General features: G+C 54.5%; 28 protein-coding genes. All 28 read left to right on the plus strand.

What is annotated here, in order from left to right; genetic code table 11:
- Positions 1–165: 165 nt before the first annotated feature.
- Positions 166–786, plus strand: a complete 621-nt coding sequence (gene rplC / locus KQ661_RS06600) for a 50S ribosomal protein L3 (protein ID WP_216679906.1) — start codon at positions 166–168, stop codon at positions 784–786.
- Positions 787–794: 8 nt separating this feature from the next.
- On the plus strand, positions 795–1,433 hold the full coding sequence (gene rplD, locus KQ661_RS06605) for a 50S ribosomal protein L4 (protein ID WP_168672184.1): 639 nt from the start codon (positions 795–797) through the stop codon (positions 1,431–1,433).
- The gene (gene rplW, locus KQ661_RS06610; protein WP_216679907.1) at positions 1,433–1,720 is read left to right on the plus strand and encodes a 50S ribosomal protein L23; all 288 of its coding nucleotides are present in this window, start codon (positions 1,433–1,435) and stop codon (positions 1,718–1,720) included. Before rplD ends, rplW begins: the two co-directional genes overlap by 1 nt.
- 51 nt (positions 1,721–1,771) lie before the next feature.
- Positions 1,772–2,599, plus strand: coding sequence for a 50S ribosomal protein L2 (gene rplB / locus KQ661_RS06615; protein ID WP_168672182.1), 828 nt, complete (start codon positions 1,772–1,774; stop codon positions 2,597–2,599).
- 3 nt (positions 2,600–2,602) lie between these two features.
- Entirely contained in the window at positions 2,603–2,881 is a 279-nt protein-coding gene (gene rpsS, locus KQ661_RS06620; RefSeq protein WP_068191730.1) for a 30S ribosomal protein S19, read from the plus strand.
- Position 2,882: 1 nt separating this feature from the next.
- Entirely contained in the window at positions 2,883–3,329 is a 447-nt protein-coding gene (gene rplV, locus KQ661_RS06625) for a 50S ribosomal protein L22 (protein WP_216685964.1), read from the plus strand.
- Between the two features lie 6 nt (positions 3,330–3,335).
- The gene (rpsC, locus tag KQ661_RS06630; protein ID WP_092676431.1) at positions 3,336–4,226 is read left to right on the plus strand and encodes a 30S ribosomal protein S3; all 891 of its coding nucleotides are present in this window, start codon (positions 3,336–3,338) and stop codon (positions 4,224–4,226) included.
- Positions 4,227–4,332: 106 nt separating this feature from the next.
- A complete protein-coding gene (gene rplP, locus KQ661_RS06635) occupies positions 4,333–4,758 on the plus strand; it encodes a 50S ribosomal protein L16 (RefSeq protein ID WP_035567899.1) in 426 nt (141 codons plus the stop codon).
- A 3-nt stretch (positions 4,759–4,761) separates the two neighbouring features.
- Positions 4,762–4,974, plus strand: a complete 213-nt coding sequence (gene rpmC / locus KQ661_RS06640; RefSeq protein WP_035567897.1) for a 50S ribosomal protein L29 — start codon at positions 4,762–4,764, stop codon at positions 4,972–4,974.
- Between the two features lie 5 nt (positions 4,975–4,979).
- Positions 4,980–5,279, plus strand: coding sequence for a 30S ribosomal protein S17 (gene rpsQ, locus KQ661_RS06645; protein ID WP_168672178.1), 300 nt, complete (start codon positions 4,980–4,982; stop codon positions 5,277–5,279).
- A gap of 9 nt (positions 5,280–5,288) precedes the next feature.
- Positions 5,289–5,657, plus strand: a complete 369-nt coding sequence (rplN, locus tag KQ661_RS06650) for a 50S ribosomal protein L14 (protein WP_188561967.1) — start codon at positions 5,289–5,291, stop codon at positions 5,655–5,657.
- A 3-nt stretch (positions 5,658–5,660) separates the two neighbouring features.
- Complete coding sequence (gene rplX / locus KQ661_RS06655; RefSeq protein ID WP_216679909.1) at positions 5,661–6,005, plus strand: 50S ribosomal protein L24; 345 nt, start codon at positions 5,661–5,663, stop codon at positions 6,003–6,005.
- Between the two features lie 15 nt (positions 6,006–6,020).
- The gene (gene rplE, locus KQ661_RS06660; protein WP_216679910.1) at positions 6,021–6,575 is read left to right on the plus strand and encodes a 50S ribosomal protein L5; all 555 of its coding nucleotides are present in this window, start codon (positions 6,021–6,023) and stop codon (positions 6,573–6,575) included.
- A 12-nt stretch (positions 6,576–6,587) separates the two neighbouring features.
- Positions 6,588–6,857 carry a 30S ribosomal protein S14 gene (rpsN, locus tag KQ661_RS06665; RefSeq protein ID WP_035567891.1) on the plus strand — a complete coding sequence of 90 codons (270 nt, stop codon included), beginning with the start codon at positions 6,588–6,590 and terminating at the stop codon, positions 6,855–6,857.
- 94 nt (positions 6,858–6,951) lie between these two features.
- Positions 6,952–7,386 (plus strand): hypothetical protein, encoded by a 435-nt coding sequence (locus KQ661_RS06670; RefSeq protein WP_216685965.1) that lies wholly within the window; start codon positions 6,952–6,954, stop codon positions 7,384–7,386.
- A gap of 433 nt (positions 7,387–7,819) precedes the next feature.
- The gene (locus KQ661_RS06675; RefSeq protein ID WP_216685966.1) at positions 7,820–9,364 is read left to right on the plus strand and encodes an aldehyde dehydrogenase family protein; all 1,545 of its coding nucleotides are present in this window, start codon (positions 7,820–7,822) and stop codon (positions 9,362–9,364) included.
- Positions 9,365–9,734: 370 nt separating this feature from the next.
- A complete protein-coding gene (gene rpsH / locus KQ661_RS06680) occupies positions 9,735–10,133 on the plus strand; it encodes a 30S ribosomal protein S8 (RefSeq protein WP_168672173.1) in 399 nt (132 codons plus the stop codon).
- 27 nt (positions 10,134–10,160) lie between these two features.
- The gene (gene rplF, locus KQ661_RS06685) at positions 10,161–10,715 is read left to right on the plus strand and encodes a 50S ribosomal protein L6 (protein ID WP_168672172.1); all 555 of its coding nucleotides are present in this window, start codon (positions 10,161–10,163) and stop codon (positions 10,713–10,715) included.
- A 9-nt stretch (positions 10,716–10,724) separates the two neighbouring features.
- Complete coding sequence (rplR, locus tag KQ661_RS06690) at positions 10,725–11,075, plus strand: 50S ribosomal protein L18 (protein ID WP_168672171.1); 351 nt, start codon at positions 10,725–10,727, stop codon at positions 11,073–11,075.
- Between the two features lie 90 nt (positions 11,076–11,165).
- The gene (gene rpsE / locus KQ661_RS06695) at positions 11,166–11,657 is read left to right on the plus strand and encodes a 30S ribosomal protein S5 (protein ID WP_035567955.1); all 492 of its coding nucleotides are present in this window, start codon (positions 11,166–11,168) and stop codon (positions 11,655–11,657) included.
- A gap of 5 nt (positions 11,658–11,662) precedes the next feature.
- A complete protein-coding gene (gene rpmD, locus KQ661_RS06700) occupies positions 11,663–11,842 on the plus strand; it encodes a 50S ribosomal protein L30 (RefSeq protein WP_168672170.1) in 180 nt (59 codons plus the stop codon).
- A 12-nt stretch (positions 11,843–11,854) separates the two neighbouring features.
- Positions 11,855–12,304, plus strand: a complete 450-nt coding sequence (gene rplO / locus KQ661_RS06705) for a 50S ribosomal protein L15 (RefSeq protein WP_168672169.1) — start codon at positions 11,855–11,857, stop codon at positions 12,302–12,304.
- Positions 12,305–12,320: 16 nt separating this feature from the next.
- Entirely contained in the window at positions 12,321–13,640 is a 1,320-nt protein-coding gene (secY, locus tag KQ661_RS06710) for a preprotein translocase subunit SecY (RefSeq protein WP_216679913.1), read from the plus strand.
- Positions 13,641–13,649: 9 nt separating this feature from the next.
- Positions 13,650–14,435 (plus strand): type I methionyl aminopeptidase, encoded by a 786-nt coding sequence (gene map, locus KQ661_RS06715; protein WP_168672167.1) that lies wholly within the window; start codon positions 13,650–13,652, stop codon positions 14,433–14,435.
- A 5-nt stretch (positions 14,436–14,440) separates the two neighbouring features.
- Positions 14,441–14,659, plus strand: coding sequence for a translation initiation factor IF-1 (infA, locus tag KQ661_RS06720; RefSeq protein ID WP_035567874.1), 219 nt, complete (start codon positions 14,441–14,443; stop codon positions 14,657–14,659).
- A gap of 175 nt (positions 14,660–14,834) precedes the next feature.
- Entirely contained in the window at positions 14,835–14,951 is a 117-nt protein-coding gene (gene ykgO / locus KQ661_RS06725; RefSeq protein WP_035567872.1) for a type B 50S ribosomal protein L36, read from the plus strand.
- A gap of 111 nt (positions 14,952–15,062) precedes the next feature.
- Positions 15,063–15,440, plus strand: a complete 378-nt coding sequence (gene rpsM / locus KQ661_RS06730; RefSeq protein ID WP_035567870.1) for a 30S ribosomal protein S13 — start codon at positions 15,063–15,065, stop codon at positions 15,438–15,440.
- Positions 15,441–15,573: 133 nt separating this feature from the next.
- Entirely contained in the window at positions 15,574–15,966 is a 393-nt protein-coding gene (gene rpsK / locus KQ661_RS06735; RefSeq protein ID WP_035567868.1) for a 30S ribosomal protein S11, read from the plus strand.
- The last annotated feature ends 12 nt before the right edge of the window (positions 15,967–15,978 follow it).

Consider the following 15,978-nt stretch of genomic DNA (forward strand, 5'->3'; position numbering starts at 1 on the left):
TAATAGTGAGCAGGGGAGGGGCCTTCTAAAAGAGCTAACAGCCTCACTGAGAAAATATTTCTCTGTATCATTGGGATGCCCCAGCCTTTTTTCCTATCTTTGCACTCCCTTAGCGAAAACGGCACTCGGCCGTTTTCTTTTAGTGTTCATTAATAACCAAATAGAATGCCTGGCATCATCGGTAAAAAAATCGGTATGACAAGCCTCTTCACTCCGGATGGGAAAAACATTCCCTGCACGCTCATCGAAGCGGGTCCGTGCGTAGTGACGCAGGTTAAGACTATCGCGAATGACGGTTACACCGCCATTCAAATTGGGTACGGCGAGAAAAAAGAGAAGAACACCACCAAAGCATTGGCTGGTCACTTCGCTAAAGCCGGTACAACTCCCAAGAAAAAATTGGTTGAATTCCGCCTCGACGCTGAATCGACCTACGCCGCTGGCGCTATCATCGACGCGACTCTCTTCGCAGAGGGCGAGTTTGTGGACGTAGTAGGCACTTCCAAAGGCAAGGGTTTCCAGGGTGTTGTAAAGCGTTACAACTTTCAGGGTGTTGGTGGCCAGACCCACGGCCAGCACAACCGCCTGCGTCACCCCGGTTCAATTGGTGCTTGCTCTTGGCCTTCGCGCGTGTTCAAAGGAATGCGCATGGGTGGCCGGATGGGCAACGACCGCGTGAAAGTGCAGAACCTGAAGGTGATGCGCGTAGTAGGCGACAAGAACCTGATTCTGGTGAGCGGCTCGATTCCCGGTGCTAAGAATTCTTACGTGGTAATCGAGAAATAGACGATACGATGGAACTCGCAGTATATAGCCTCAAAGGCGAAGACACCGGCCGCAAGGTGACCCTGTCTGACGCCATCTTCGGTCTCGAAGTAAACGAGCACGTGATGTACCTGGACGTGAAGCAGTACCTGGCCAACCAGCGCCAGGGCACGCACAAGTCCAAGCAGCGCAACGAGGTGCACGGCACCACGAAGAAGCTCAAGAAACAAAAAGGTACGGGCGGCGCCCGCGCCGGCAGCATGAAGTCGGGTGTGTTCGTTGGTGGTGGCCGCATGTTCGGTCCCCAGCCCCGCGACTACGGCTTCAAGCTGAACAAGAAGACCAAGCGTGTAGCACGCCTCTCGGCCCTGTCGAGCCTGGCGAAGGATGGCAAAATTTCCATCGTGGAGAACATTGCCATGACTGCTCCCCGCACCAAGGACTTCGTTGCCATCATGGACGGCCTCAAGCTGAACACTGGCAAAAAGACCATGCTCGTGACCGGTGAGGTCAATAAAAACGTGCTCCTGAGCGCCCGCAACCTGCAGAAAGTGAAAGTGTCGACGCCTATCGGCCTCAACACCCACGACCTGCTGAATACGGACACGCTCCTGATTTCAGAAGACGGCATGGCTTCATTGGTTGAACTCTATAGCACCGCCGAATAATGAGCACGCTGAAACGCCCCATCATTACCGAAAAGGCCACTGGCCTCAACGAGAAAGGTCGCTACACCTTCGAAGTGGAGCGTACCGCCAACAAAGTGCAAATCAAGAAGGACATCGAATCGCTGTACGGCGTGACGGTAACCGACATCAACACGATGCGCACCATCGGCAAAATCAAGTCGAAAGGTACCAAAGGCGGCCAGGTTTCCGGCCGTCGTTCCAATGGCAAAAAAGCCATTGTAACGGTTAAAGAAGGCGATGTAATCGACTTCTATAGCAACCTCTAGGCCTTTCGCCAGCAAAAGATTCTCTCGCCGCAAAAGCACAACTAGCTAGTAATGGCACTTAAAAAACTCAGACCAACAACCCCAGGGCAACGCCATCGCGTTGCGCCGGTGTTCGACGAGATTACAACGTCGACCCCGGAGAAGTCTTTGATGACTTCCCTCCCCAAATCGGGTGGCCGGAACTCTTCCGGTAAAATGTCCAACCGCTACATCGGCGGTGGTCATAAAACCCAGTACCGTATCGTGGACTTCAAGCGTGACAAGGCCGGTGTGCCTGCCACGGTGAAGACCATCGAGTACGACCCCAACCGGACCGCCCGCATCGCCCTGCTCAGCTACGCTGACGGCGAGAAGCGCTACATCATCGCTCCCGCCGGCATGCAGGTAGGCGCGAAGATTGTATCGGGCCCCGGCGTGGCTCCCGAAGTGGGCAATACCTTGCCGCTGCGCGAGATTCCCCTCGGTACCATCCTCCACAACATCGAATTGCAGCCCGGTCAGGGTGCGGCCATGGCCCGCTCGGCTGGTACCTACGCCCAAATCGTAGCCCGCGAAGAGAAGTACGCCACGCTCAAATTGCCTTCCGGCGAAATGCGCATGGTCCTCGTTACCTGCATGGCTACCGTTGGTACCGTGTCGAACGGCGACCATATGAACACCGTGATGGGTAAGGCTGGCCGTAACCGGTGGGCTGGTCGTCGTCCCCGCGTTCGTGGTGTGGTAATGAACCCTGTCGACCACCCCATGGGTGGTGGCGAAGGCAAATCGTCGGGTGGTCACCCGCGTAGCCGTAACGGCATTTTGGCTAAGGGCCAGAAGACCCGTAACAAGAACAAGTATTCGGAGAACCTGATTGTGAGCCGTAAAGGCAAGAAGTAATATATGGCACGTTCACTCAAAAAAGGGCCGTACATTGACTTCCGGCTGGAAAAGAAAGTCACGGCACTCGAAACGGCCGGTAAAAAATCAGTGGTGAAGACTTGGTCGCGCCGCTCGATGATTTCCCCCGATTTCGTTGGCCACACATTCGCTGTTCACAACGGCAATAAGTTCATCCCGGTGTATGTGACCGAGAACATGGTAGGACATAAGTTGGGCGAATTCGCTCCTACTCGTAACTTCCGTGGTCACGTCGCCAAAAAAGATAAAGGCAAGCGCTAAGATGGAAGCAGTAGCAAAACTCCGCAATGTGCCGACCTCGCCTCGTAAGATGCGACTGGTGGCCGACCTCGTGCGCGGCAAGAAGGTAACGCAGGCCCTGGGCCTGCTGCGCTTCGAAGCCAATATCGGCGCTGAGAAGATTGAGAAACTGCTCCTTTCGGCCTTGGCCAACTGGCAGCAGCACAACGAAGAAGAGCGGATTGAGGACGCAAACCTCTACATCAGCGAAATCTTCGTGGACGAAGGACGCCAGCTGAAGCGCCTGCGCCCCGCCCCCCAGGGCCGTGGCCACCGCATCCGCAAGCGCAGCAACCACGTAACCCTGAAAATCGACACGAAAGTGGAGAAAGCCGGTTCGAAAGCTGCTCGTGCTCAAGCTGAAACTACCACCGAGCACGCAAAGCAAGTTGGTACTACCGATAACCCTAAGGCCGACGCCAAATCCTAATTTAATATGGGACAGAAAGTAAATCCGGTTGGCTTCCGCTTGGGAGTCATCAAAGGCTGGGACTCGAACTGGTACGGCGGCAAGGACTTCGCCGAGAAATTGGTGGAGGACGAGAAAATCCGCAAGTACATCAACGCTCGCATTCAGAAAGGTGGCATCAGCCGCATTGTGATTGAGCGCACCTTGAAGCGTATCACCATCACCATCAATACGGCTCGTCCGGGTGTGGTAATTGGTAAAGGCGGCCAGGAGGTTGACAAGATTAAGGACGAGCTGAAGCAAATCACCAGCAAAGACGTTCAAATCAACATCTTCGAAATCAAGCGTCCGGAGTTGGATGCCAAGCTGGTAGGCGAGAGCATCGCCCAGCAGCTGGCCGCTCGTATCTCCTTCCGTCGCGCCATGAAAATGTCGATTCAGGCTGCAATGCGTGTTGGTGCTGAAGGCATCAAGATTCAGTGCGGTGGCCGTCTCGGCGGTGCTGAAATTGCCCGTTCGGAGCAGTACAAAGAAGGTCGTACGCCGCTGCACACGCTGCGCGCCGATATCGACTACGCTTTGTCGGAAGCTCAGACCGTGTATGGCAAAATCGGCATTAAGGTGTGGGTAATGCGCGGTGAGGTGTTCGGCAAGCCCGACCTCTCGCCCAACCAGCAGCTCACCAACCCCGGTGGCGATGCCGGTGGACGTCGTGACGACCGTGGCCCCCGTGGCGAGCGTCGTGAAGGCGACCGCGGCCCGCGTCGTGACGGTGGTGCTGGTGGCCGTGGTGGCAACGACCGTGGCGGCAACGCCGGCGGTGGTGCTCCCCGCGGCGACAACGCTGGTCCCCGCCGCAACGGCCCCGCCCAAGGTGGTGGTGCTGCTGGCGGTGCCGCTCGCGGCCCGCGTCGCTAGAACCAAGCCTAGTCATTTCGCTTCGTTTGCCGCTTTGGTGAACGAAGCGAAATGTTCGGCTGTTCGACCCTCTCTCTTACAGAACACTCTCTTTATTTAAAATCAAATGTTACAACCGAAAAGGACCAAGTATCGCAAGATGCAAAAGGGTCGCGTAACAGGCCTCGCCTACCGCGGCAGCTCCATCGACTTCGGTTCGTTCGCTATCAAGTCGCTGGAAGTGTCTTGGATTACGGCTCGCCAAATTGAGGCTGCCCGTATTGCCATGACCCGCGCCATGAAACGCGAAGGGCAAGTATGGATTCGCATTTTCCCCGACAAACCCATTACCAAGAAGCCTGCTGAAGTGCGGATGGGTAAGGGTAAAGGTTCACCCGAGTATTGGGTAGCCTGCGTGAAGCCGGGTCAAATCATGTTCGAGTCGGACGGCGTATCGCTGGAAGTAGCCAAAGAGTCGCTGCGTCTCGCGGCTCAGAAGCTGCCGGTTCGTACTTCATTCGTGGTTCGCCGCGACTACACGGACGCCGCCTAAGTCATGAAGAACAAGACCGACCACAAAGGCCTTTCCGCCGACGCGCTGAAAGAGCAAATTAAAACCGAGCAGGCTACGGGTCAGCAGCTGCGTTTCGCTCATGCGATTTCGCCCCTGGAAAATCCGGCCCGCCTCAAGGCCAACCGTAAAAACGTCGCCCGCTTGCTCACCGAGCAGACTCGTCGGAACAACGAGCAGGCCTCTAACCCCGCTTAATTCCGATGGCAACCGACGTAACAACCCAAGACCAAACTGCTGCTGATGAAGCTTCGCGCAACATGCGCAAAGAAATCACTGGCAAGGTGACGAGCAGCAAGATGGACAAGTCCATCACCGTGGCTGTGGTGCAGAAACAGAAGCACCCCAAGTACGGCAAGTTCGTGACCAAAACCACGAAATTCCACGCCCACGATGAGAAAAACGAGTGCGGCGAAGGCGACACGGTCCTCATCATGAGCACCCGTCCGCTGAGCAAAACCAAGCGGTGGCGCCTGGTGGAAATTATTGAACGCGCTAAATAAACTAACTCGATGATACAGCAAGAATCTCGCCTGACGGTGGCCGACAATAGCGGCGCTAAGGAAGTCCTCTGCATCCGCGTTTTGGGTGGCACGGGCAAGAAATACGCCAGCGTTGGCGACAAGATTGTGGTGGCCATCAAGTCGGCTATCCCTTCGGGCAACGCTAAGAAAGGCACCGTAAGCAAGGCCGTAGTGGTGCGTGTGAAGAAGGAGATTCGTCGTAAAGACGGTTCGTACATCCGCTTCGACGACAACGCCGCCGTGTTGCTCAACAACAACGACGAGCCCCGCGGCACGCGTATCTTCGGCCCAGTGGCCCGTGAGTTGCGTGAGCGTCAGTTCATGAAAATCGTATCCCTAGCACCAGAAGTACTCTAAATCATGGCTATCAGAAAAGCAGACCCCGTGCAGCTGCACGTAAAGTCGGGCGATACCGTGAAGGTGATTGCTGGCGACGAAAAGGGCAAAACCGGCAAAATCGTGTCGGTAAACCGGGTAACCCAGCGCGTAACCGTTGAGGGGTTGAACCTAGTGACGAAACACAATAAGCCGAGCGCCAAATCGCCTCAGGGCGGCATCACCAAGATGGAGGCGCCCATGCACGTGAGCAACGTGCAGGCTATTAACCCCACCACTGGTGAGCGGGTGCGCAAGGGCGCCGCAGCTGACGCAGCTCCGGCTGCTGCTCCTGCTAAAGCCATGCGTGCCACTGCCAAAACGGCTTAAGCAGCCCCCCGCATCATGGCCCGTCTCAAAGACATTTATAAAAAAGACATCGTACCCGCGCTCCAGGAGAAATTCCAGTTCAAGAGCATCATGCAGGTACCCCGTGTCACCAAAATCTGCATCAACCGTGGCATCGGCGCTGCGGTAGCTGACAAGAAGCTGGTTGACAACGGCGTGGAAGAACTGACGGTTATCACCGGCCAGAAAGCCATTGCCACCATCGCCAAGAAATCGGTGTCGAACTTTAAGCTCCGCGAAGGCATGCCTATCGGTGCGAAAGTGACGCTGCGCGGCGAGCGTATGTACGAGTTCATGGACCGTCTTCTGACGGTGGCCCTGCCCCGCGTACGTGACTTCAAAGGCATCAACGACAAAGGTTTCGATGGTCGTGGCAACTATACGCTCGGCGTGAAGGAGCAAATCATCTTCCCCGAAATCTCAATTGACAAAATCAAAGGCATTTCGGGCATGGACATCACGTTCGTGACCAATGCTGAGAACGATGAGCAGAGCTACGAATTGCTGAAAGCTTTCGGTATGCCTTTCGCCAACGCTAAAAAAGACGCTTAATCCCTACCTCTTATGGCTAAAGAATCCATCAAAGCACGGGAGCGCAAGCGCATTGCCACCGTGGCCCGCTACGCTGAGAAGCGCAAGGCTCTGAAAGCTGCCGGCGACTACGAAGGTCTCGACAAGCTGCCCAAAAACGCTTCGCCCGTGCGCCTGCACAACCGCGACATGATTGACGGCCGCCCTCGCGGCTACATGCGCAAGTTTGGCATCAGCCGCGTGCGTTTCCGCGAAATGGCCCTCGCTGGGAAGATTCCTGGTGTGACCAAGTCGAGCTGGTAGTATCCAGTTAGGCTTTTCGCTAAGCAATTGAATAGGCGCTTCCACTTTGGTGGGAGCGCCTATTTTTGTTTCCAGACCTGTAAATATGATTCAAATGCACTTCTCCGTAAAGCTTGCTTCAATATGTCTGTTGACCTTCCTGTTTGGGGCAGGATGTGCCGAAAAGCGTAGAGTAGGAGAGGCCGAAATATTAGGCGCGTGGGAAAACATTATGTTGCTAAATCATAGATACGGTAAACTATATCATGACCGTATGATGCTTTCCAAAATGCGCGGCCAACTAGTTGCAGAAAACTATTTCGGATGGTTCAGTTGCAAACTCAATTTAAGTGGTGACTCGTTAACTATGCGGCAAGGGTGCATGGTTTATATAATGCCTATTTCTCTTTACCAAGGAATTGATAGTAGCGATACTTTGGTAATCGGTGCTTTCGGTAAGTTTACCCGCATCAGTGAAGATGATTTTGTCAAGGATAGAAAGACTTTCATCGATGACCATGTGGCGAAAACGGCACTAATGAATAAGTGATGCACTGTATCTGCTGAGCCTCCCGCCACTGCAAGTTTCTTCAGGTGCGGGCTGGGCGGGTAGGGCTAGCTAACTGGTGGCTAATTCGCGTTTGTGAAAAAAGCTTCAGCTGCGGTATTCAAATCACTAGGCCGCCGACAAGCCGGTGAAATGCGTTTAGTAATGCGCTTAGTATTGCGTATAAAGAGGATAATCTAATTGGGCGGTGTCGTGAAGTTCGCAGGACATAGAATCTATTTAGAAAGTCCTCAAACGGTCATGCAGCGCGCAGCGAAGCATGACCGTTTGAGGACTTTCTAAACAGCTTAAATAGCTTTCATTGGAGTAGTGGATGCATATGGGTAATTATTGCTGGAAAACAATTTGTTAAACTCGTGCTTGATGTCAGTATTCATCACTCACCTACTGTTTTTTGCAAACCAGTACCCAGCTCATGCCCAAAATCATTTCTCCCCAGGTAGAATACGCCACCCTGCTGGCTCAGGTGAAGCAGGTGACTCCGGAAATATTCACCGCCGAGGGTGGTTTCCTTAATCTGATGGAGGGGCATTGGCAGGAGCCCGGCCGGCCCCGGGAGTTTCGCTCGCCCATTGATGGTACCGTGCTGGGCAGCCTGCCCATGCTGAATCAGGATGCGGCTGTCCGCGCCGTGGTGGCCGCCAAGAATGAAGCTGCGCCCTGGGCCGCTATCAGCCACGATGAGCGCCGGACCAGGGTGCAGGCCGCGCTCGACCTGCTGCGGCCGCAGGTAGAGCTCATCGGTAAGCTGCTGATGTGGGAAATCGGGAAAACCTACAAGTTGGGCTTCACCGATATCGACCGGGCCGTAGAGGGGGCGCAATGGTACGTCGACAACATTGACTCGATGCTGGGCAGCCGCACCCCCTTGGGTCTGGTGTCCAACATTGCCTCTTGGAACTATCCCATGTCGGTGCTGCTCCATGCCGTGCTGGTGCAAGCCCTTTGCGGGAATTCCGTAATCGCCAAAACACCTACCGACGGTGGCTTCATTTCCCTGAGCCTGGCGTTTGCCTTAGTGCGCCGGGCCGGCCTGCCCGTGACGCTGGTGAGTGGTGCCGGCGGCGAGCTAAGCGACGCCCTGGTAAAGCATCCTGCCATCGACTGCCTCAGCTTTGTGGGAGGGCGCAAAAATGCGCGCAACATTGCCGATGCGCTTTCTACTACCGACAAACGCTACATGCTCGAAATGGAGGGCGTCAACGCCTACGGCATCTGGGACTACAGCGACTGGAATGCCTTGGCCGACCAGCTCAAAAAAGGCTACGACTACGGCAAGCAGCGCTGCACTGCTTATGTGCGCTTCGTAGTCGAACGCCGACTGTTTCCCCAGTTCCTCGAAACCTATACCGAAGCCGTGCGCAACCTGAAAGTGGGTAATCCTACCTTGGTGGACAATGCGGGTGATAAGCTACCCGACCTCGCCTTTGGTCCGGTCATCAATACGGCGCAGGTCCAGGACCTCGACCGCCTCTACGCTGACGCTCTCAAAACTGGTGCTACGCCCATTTACGAAGGTAAATTCGACGACAGTCTCTTCCTGCCCGGCCAGGACCGGTCGGCCTATGCCATGCCCCGTGCGCTGGTGAATCTGCCCCGTCAGAGCGAGCTTTACTTCAAGGAGCCTTTTGGGCCCATCGACAGCATCGTGCTGGTTGACCGCATGGAGGAGCTGGTAGGCGAAATGAACATTTCGAATGGTGCCTTGGTGGCCGCGATTGCCTCCGACGACGAAGAGCTGGCCCGCCGCACGGCCCGCGAAATACGCTCCTTCAAAGTGGGCGTAAACAAGCTGCGCTCGCGCGGTGACCGTGAGGAAGTATTCGGTGGTTTGGGTGAATCTTGGAAGGGAGCATTTGTGGGAGGTAAGCTACTGGTGGAAGCCGTAACCAACGGTCCGGCCGGTCAGCCTGTGCTCGGAAATTACCCCGATGCCACTTATCTGCCCGAAAAAGCTTAGCAGCATGTACTTCACTTTTTAAGTGCAAGCAGAGAAGATGAAAAAAGCTATGAAGAAGCCCGGTTGCTAACGCGACTGGGCTTCTTCATGTACCGGTTATGTAGAAGTCGGCCGTGCACTACTGTAGCCAGCTCAAAGGAAACTTCGGGGCAAAGCTTGCAAAAGCCCTGTGAGCCTGCTACCTTTGCACTCCGAAAAAGTATCGAGGCTTGCCTCAAAACCATTTGGCAGGTTGCCAAAAGAAACCATTGGCCGTGCCGTCGCCGGACGTGCCAAGTAGTCTTAACCGAAATTTCGTTGGTCCCGTTGGGCACCCGGCGAAATTTTCTTATCTTTGCGCTCCGAAAAAAGCGGACGTATTTAATAAATAATGAACACTGACCCCATTGCCGACTACCTCACCCGGGTACGTAACGCCATCAAGGCGAACCACCGGGTGGTAGAAATCCCGGCCAGCAACATCAAAAAGGAAATCACGAAAGTGCTCTATCACAAGGGCTACATTCAGTCGTACCGTTTTGATGATTCGTCGGTTCAGGGCACCATCAAAATTGCTCTGAAGTACAACCCGACCACGAAGGCACCCGCCATCACCAAGCTGCAGCGCGTTTCGACGCCCGGCTTGCGTCAGTACGTGGCCTCCGACAACCTGCCCCGCGTCCTCAGCGGCCTGGGTGTGGCCATCATTTCCACCTCGAAGGGTGTGATGACGGAGAAAGAGTGCAAAACCGAGAACGTGGGCGGCGAGGTGCTGTGCTACGTGTACTAGTCCGGAACCGCTTTAGCAAATTCAATTATGTCACGTATTGGTAAACTGCCGATTTCCGTCCCCGCTGGGGTCGCTATTTCGGTCGACAACGACAACGCGGTGACGGTGAAAGGCCCCAAGGGCTCGCTCACTACGCAAGTAGACCGCGACATCACCGTAGCCATCGAAGACGGTGTTCTCACCGTAACCCGTCCAACCGAGCAGAAGCGCCACAAGGCCATGCACGGTCTGTACCGCTCGCTCATCAATAATATGGTAACCGGTGTTAGCGCTGGTTTCGAGAAGAAGCTTGAGTTGGTAGGTGTAGGTTACAAAGCCTCGCTCGTAGGCAGCACGCTGGAGCTGGCCCTGGGCTACTCGCACAACGTGTACATCGCCCTCCCCGGCGAAGTAACCGCCACTGCCGTTACCGACAAAGGCAAGAACCCGATTGTGACGCTCAACAGCATCGACAATCAGTTGCTTGGCCAGGTAGCTGCCAAAATTCGTTCGCTGCGCAAAGTGGAGCCTTACAAAGGCAAAGGTGTGCGCTTCGTGGGTGAGATTATCCGTCGCAAAGCTGGTAAAACGGCCTCTAAATAAATTCGCATCATGGCATTTGATAAAGCAACTCGCCGCAAGCGGATTCAGCGCATCATCCGCACGAAAGTGTCCGGCACTACGGAGCGTCCGCGCCTGTCGGTGTTCCGCAGCAACACGGGCATTTATGCTCAGATTATCGACGACACGACCGGCCACACCTTGGCCTCCGCAACGTCGAAAAAAGTAACCGCCGAAGGTGGTAACGGTGTGGCTCTGGCTGCTGCCGTAGGTCGGCAGCTCGCCGCCGTCGCCCAAGAGAAAGGCATCACGAAAGTGGTGTTCGACCGCTCGGGTTACCTCTACCACGGTCGCGTAAAATCATTGGCTGAAGGTGCTCGCGAAGGCGGCCTCAATTTCTAAATTATCATGGCGCAAGAACGCGACAACAATCGTCCTGGCGGAGACCGTCAGCGCAGCAACGACCGCGACCGGAACAAGGATAACTCCCGCATGGGTGCTGACTCCGACTTCAAAGAAAAAGTAGTAGCCATCAATCGCGTAGCGAAGGTGGTGAAAGGTGGTCGCCGCTTTAGCTTCTCTGCCATCGTGGTAGTGGGCGACGGCAACGGCAACGTAGGCTACGGCCTCGGCAAAGCCAACGAAGTAACCGACGCCATTGCCAAAGGTATTGACGACGCTAAGAAGAACGTGGTGAAAGTGCCGATGTATAAGCACACCGTTCCTCACCTCATGGAAGGCCGCTACGGCGGTGGTTTCGTGCTCATCCAGCCCGCAGCGGCTGGTACGGGTGTAATCGCCGGCGGTGCAATGCGCGCCGTGTTCGAGAGCGCCGGTATCAAGGATGTGCTGGCGAAGTCGAAAGGCTCGTCGAACCCTCACAACGTGGTTAAAGCTACTTTTGCAGCCCTCGCTAAAATGCGTGACCCGTTGCAAATCGCTCAAGCCCGTGGTATTTCTTTGGCCCGCGTTTTTAACGGTTAATTGACATGGCACAAATTCAAGTAAAGCTCGTGCGCAGCGCCATTGACCGCCCCGAGCGTCAGAAGCGCACCGTTCAGTCCCTCGGCCTGAACAAACTCAACAGCACTGCTACCCACGAAGTAAACCCGTCCGTTATGGGCATGGTTAAGAGCGTGCAGCATTTGCTCCAAGTAACCGAACTGTAAGCTATTATCGTCATGCTTAATCTCAGCAATCTATCGCCCGCCTACGGCTCGACTAAAAACGAGAAGCGGATTGGCCGGGGCGAAGGCTCTACGCGTGGTGGTACGTCCACCCGTGGTCACAAAGGCGCCAAGTCGCGCTCGGGCTACAAGCGCAAGTCCGGTTTTGAAGGTGGCCAGATGCCCCTCCAGCGCCGTGTGCCTAAGTTCGGCTTCACGAACATCAACCGTGTAGAGTATAAAGCCATCAACCTTGATGCGCTAGCTACCCTCCTCGAAAAGAACAGCGCTACCACTATGGATGCTGCCTACTTCGTTGCCAACGGCCTGGTTTCCAAGAACGCCAAAATCAAAATCCTCGGTCGCGGCGAAATCGCCACGGCTGTAGAAATCCATGCTCACGCATTCTCGAAATCGGCTGTTGAAGCCATCGAGAAGGCCGGCGGCAAAGCGGTTACGCTCTAAAAAGCTACCTTCGGCAATGAATAAGTTTATCGAGTCGATAAAAAACATTTTTGCGATTGAGGATTTGCGTACGCGAATCCTCAATACGCTATTTTTCATTGCCATCTATCGCCTCGGCGTGTACGTGGTGCTGCCGGGCGTAGACCCTACCCAACTAAAGACGGGTGCGGCTGGCCTGTTCGGTATCTTGGATACGCTGCTTGGCGGCGCATTCAGCCACGCGTCGATTTTCGCGCTGGGCATCATGCCGTACATCTCGGCGTCTATCGTGTTGCAGCTGCTCACGATTGCCGTGCCCTACTTCCAGAAGCTCCAGAAGGAAGGCGAGTCGGGCCGTAAGAAAATCAACCAGTACACCCGGGTTCTCACGATTCCGATTGTATTGGCCCAATCGGTAGGCTTCATCGCCACGATTAACGCTGAGGCCATCATCAACCCCGGCACATTCTTCACCGTTTCGACCATGATTATCATCACGGCTGGTACGTTGTTTTGCATGTGGCTGGGTGAGAAAATCACGGATAAAGGTATCGGCAACGGTATCTCGATGCTGATTATGATTGGTATTGTGTCGCGTCTGCCCGGTGCTATCATTGGTGAGGCTGCGGCTAAAGGCGTGAACAAGTCCCTGATTTTCCTGCTGGAAATGGTGGTTTTGTTCCTCGTGGTAATGGCTGTTATCGTGCTCACGCAGGCGGTTCGCCGTATTGCGGTGCAGTATGCTAAGCAGGTTGGCGGCACTACACAGCTGGATGCACAACGGCAGTTCATTCCCCTCAAGGTGAATGCTGCCGGTGTAATGCCCATCATTTTCGCGCAGTCGCTGATGTTCGTTCCCGCCATCGTAGCATCGGTATGGCAGAACCAGAGTGATGCCGCCAGCTATATCGGCGTGAAGTTCTCGGACTACACTTCGTGGCAGTACAACCTGACTTTCGCCCTGCTGATTATCATCTTCACCTACTTCTACACGGCCATCAGTGTCAATCCTAATCAGATTGCTGACGACCTGAAGCGGAGTGGTGGTTTCGTGCCCGGCGTGAAGCCAGGCCGCGACACTTCGGAGTTTATCGATGAAATCCTGACGCGTGTTACCCTTCCGGGTGCTGTAGCGCTAGCTCTTATCGCCATCTTCCCTGCTATCGCGCTGCTCTTGGGTGTTACGCGTCCGTTTTCGGCTTTCTATGGCGGTACGTCGCTCATCATTATGGTGGGTGTAGTGCTCGACACGGTGAACCAGGTGCAGAGCTACTTGTTGATGCAGCACTACGATGGTATGATGAAATCGGGCAAGCTGCGCGGTCGCACGGCACAGCCCATTTCAGTCGCTTCGTAAATAGCAGCAATGGCAAGCGGTAGCATTCAATACAAAACCGAAGAAGAGATTGACCTCATCCGTGCCAGCGCGCTTGTGCTGGCCAAGGCTCACGGCGAAGTCGCGAGCATGGTGAAGGAAGGAGTGACGACGCGGCAGCTTGATAAGCGCGCAGAGGAATTCATCCGGGACCATGGTGGAGTGCCATCCTTTAAAGGGTATAATAAGTTTCCCTACAGCCTGTGCCTCTCGCCGAACTCGGTGGTGGTGCACGGGTTCGCTACCGACGAGCCCCTGAAGAGTGGCGATATTCTCTCGGTGGATTGCGGGGTTTATCTGAATGGTTTCCACTCAGATAGTGCTTACACCTACCCAATCGGGGAGGTAGCGCCGGAAATACTCACGTTGCTGCGGGAAACCAAAGCTTCGCTGTACAAAGGCATCGAACAAGCCGTGAGCGGCAACCGCGTGGGCGATATCAGCTACGCCATCCAGAACCATGTGGCCCCGATGGGCTACGGGGTTGTGCGCGAGTTGGTCGGCCACGGAGTTGGTGCGAAGTTGCATGAGAAACCTGAGGTGCCGAACTACGGCAAGCGGGGTTCCGGGCCGCTTTTGCAAACGGGTTTGGTCATAGCCATCGAACCGATGGTGAATCTGGGTAAAAAAGACGTGGTACAGGAGGCGGATGGCTGGACTATCCGTACCAAGGACCGCAAAGCATCGGCGCACTTTGAGCATACCGTTGTTGTTAGAAAAGAAAAGGCGGAGATTCTCACCTCCTTTGAGTACATCGAAAAAGCATTGCAGCAGTAGCCCTTATGGCAAAACAAGCCTCGATTGAGCAGGACGGAACCATCCTGGAAGCCCTCTCCAACGCCATGTTCCGCGTGGAACTGGAGAATGGTCACCAGCTGATTGCCCACATTTCGGGTAAGATGCGGATGCACTACATCAAAATTCTGCCCGGCGACAAAGTGAAGCTGGAAATGTCTCCTTACGACTTGTCGAAGGGCCGCATCAAGTATCGCTACAAGTAATATCCTTGCTTCTAGACGAGTTCAATGATAACTGGAAGCCATTCTTTTATGGTTTTAAAGCAGTTGTTACTTTTGTTCTTGCCTTGGTTGTTTTCGGTATTACAAAGCAGCCAACTTCTTCCACAGAAATTCTAGAAGCAAAACCGCAAGTAATAACAAGTAACTCTTTTCAGCAATGAAAGTCAAAACCTCAATAAAAAAGCGTAGCGTTGACTGCAAGATTGTGCGTCGCAACGGCAAGCTCTACGTTATCAACAAGAAAAACCCACGCTTTAAGCAGCGTCAGGGTTAATTCAATTTTTAGAACCCCGGAACCTTGGGTACTGAGTCGTTGGTTATTAGCCCCCGGCCCGCCTTCCAAGTAGTTGCCGGGTTTCTGTCCGCAAACACATAACCATCCAATATGGCTCGTATCGCAGGGGTTGATATCCCGGACAACAAGCGCGGCGAAATTTCGCTGACCTACATTTTCGGCATTGGCCGGAGCAACGCCAGCAAGATTCTGGTAAAAGCTGGCATCGATGTCAACAAGAAGGTGAAGGACTGGACCGACGAGGAGTCGGGTGCCGTCCGCGCCATCATTGCTGCCGAGCACAAGACCGAAGGCGTGCTGCGCTCGGAAGTAACGACGAACATCAAGCGTTTGATGGACATCGGCTGCTACCGTGGTCTGCGTCACCGCAAAGGTCTGCCAGTTCGTGGTCAGCGTACCAAGAATAACTCGCGTACCCGTAAGGGCAAGCGCAAGACCGTGGCCGGCAAGAAGAAGGCAACTAAATAAACTTAACCGGGAATCAGGGTAAGTTAAAAGTGAAGAGTTAGGAGTTAAGAGTTGGCTGTTTAATCAACTTTTAACTCTCAACTTTTAACCCTTAATTCACACTAACACCTCCCGCATTTTTTGCGATAACCAAATGGCACAAAAAAGAAAAGACAAAGCCAAGAAGCGCGTTGTCGTGGTGGAGCAGGTTGGCCAGGTACACATCCGTGCCTCATTCAACAACATCATCATCTCGATTACGAACAATAACGGTCAAGTGATTTCGTGGGCTTCGGCCGGCAAAATGGGCTTCCGTGGTTCGAAGAAGAATACGCCTTACGCCGCCCAAATGGCGATGAGCGACTGCGGTAAAGTAGCCCACGACTTGGGCATGCGCAAAGCCGAAGTCTTCGTAAAAGGCCCGGGGTCGGGCCGTGAGTCGGCCATCCGCGCCCTCGGCAACGTGGGTATTGAGGTGACCACCATCCGCGACGTAACGCCGCTGCCCCACAACGGCTGCCGCCCTCCCAAGCGTCGTCGCGTTTAGTTTTTCACTTCA

This window comes from Hymenobacter siberiensis (assembly GCF_018967845.1).
In the GTDB taxonomy this organism is placed as follows: domain Bacteria; phylum Bacteroidota; class Bacteroidia; order Cytophagales; family Hymenobacteraceae; genus Hymenobacter; species Hymenobacter siberiensis.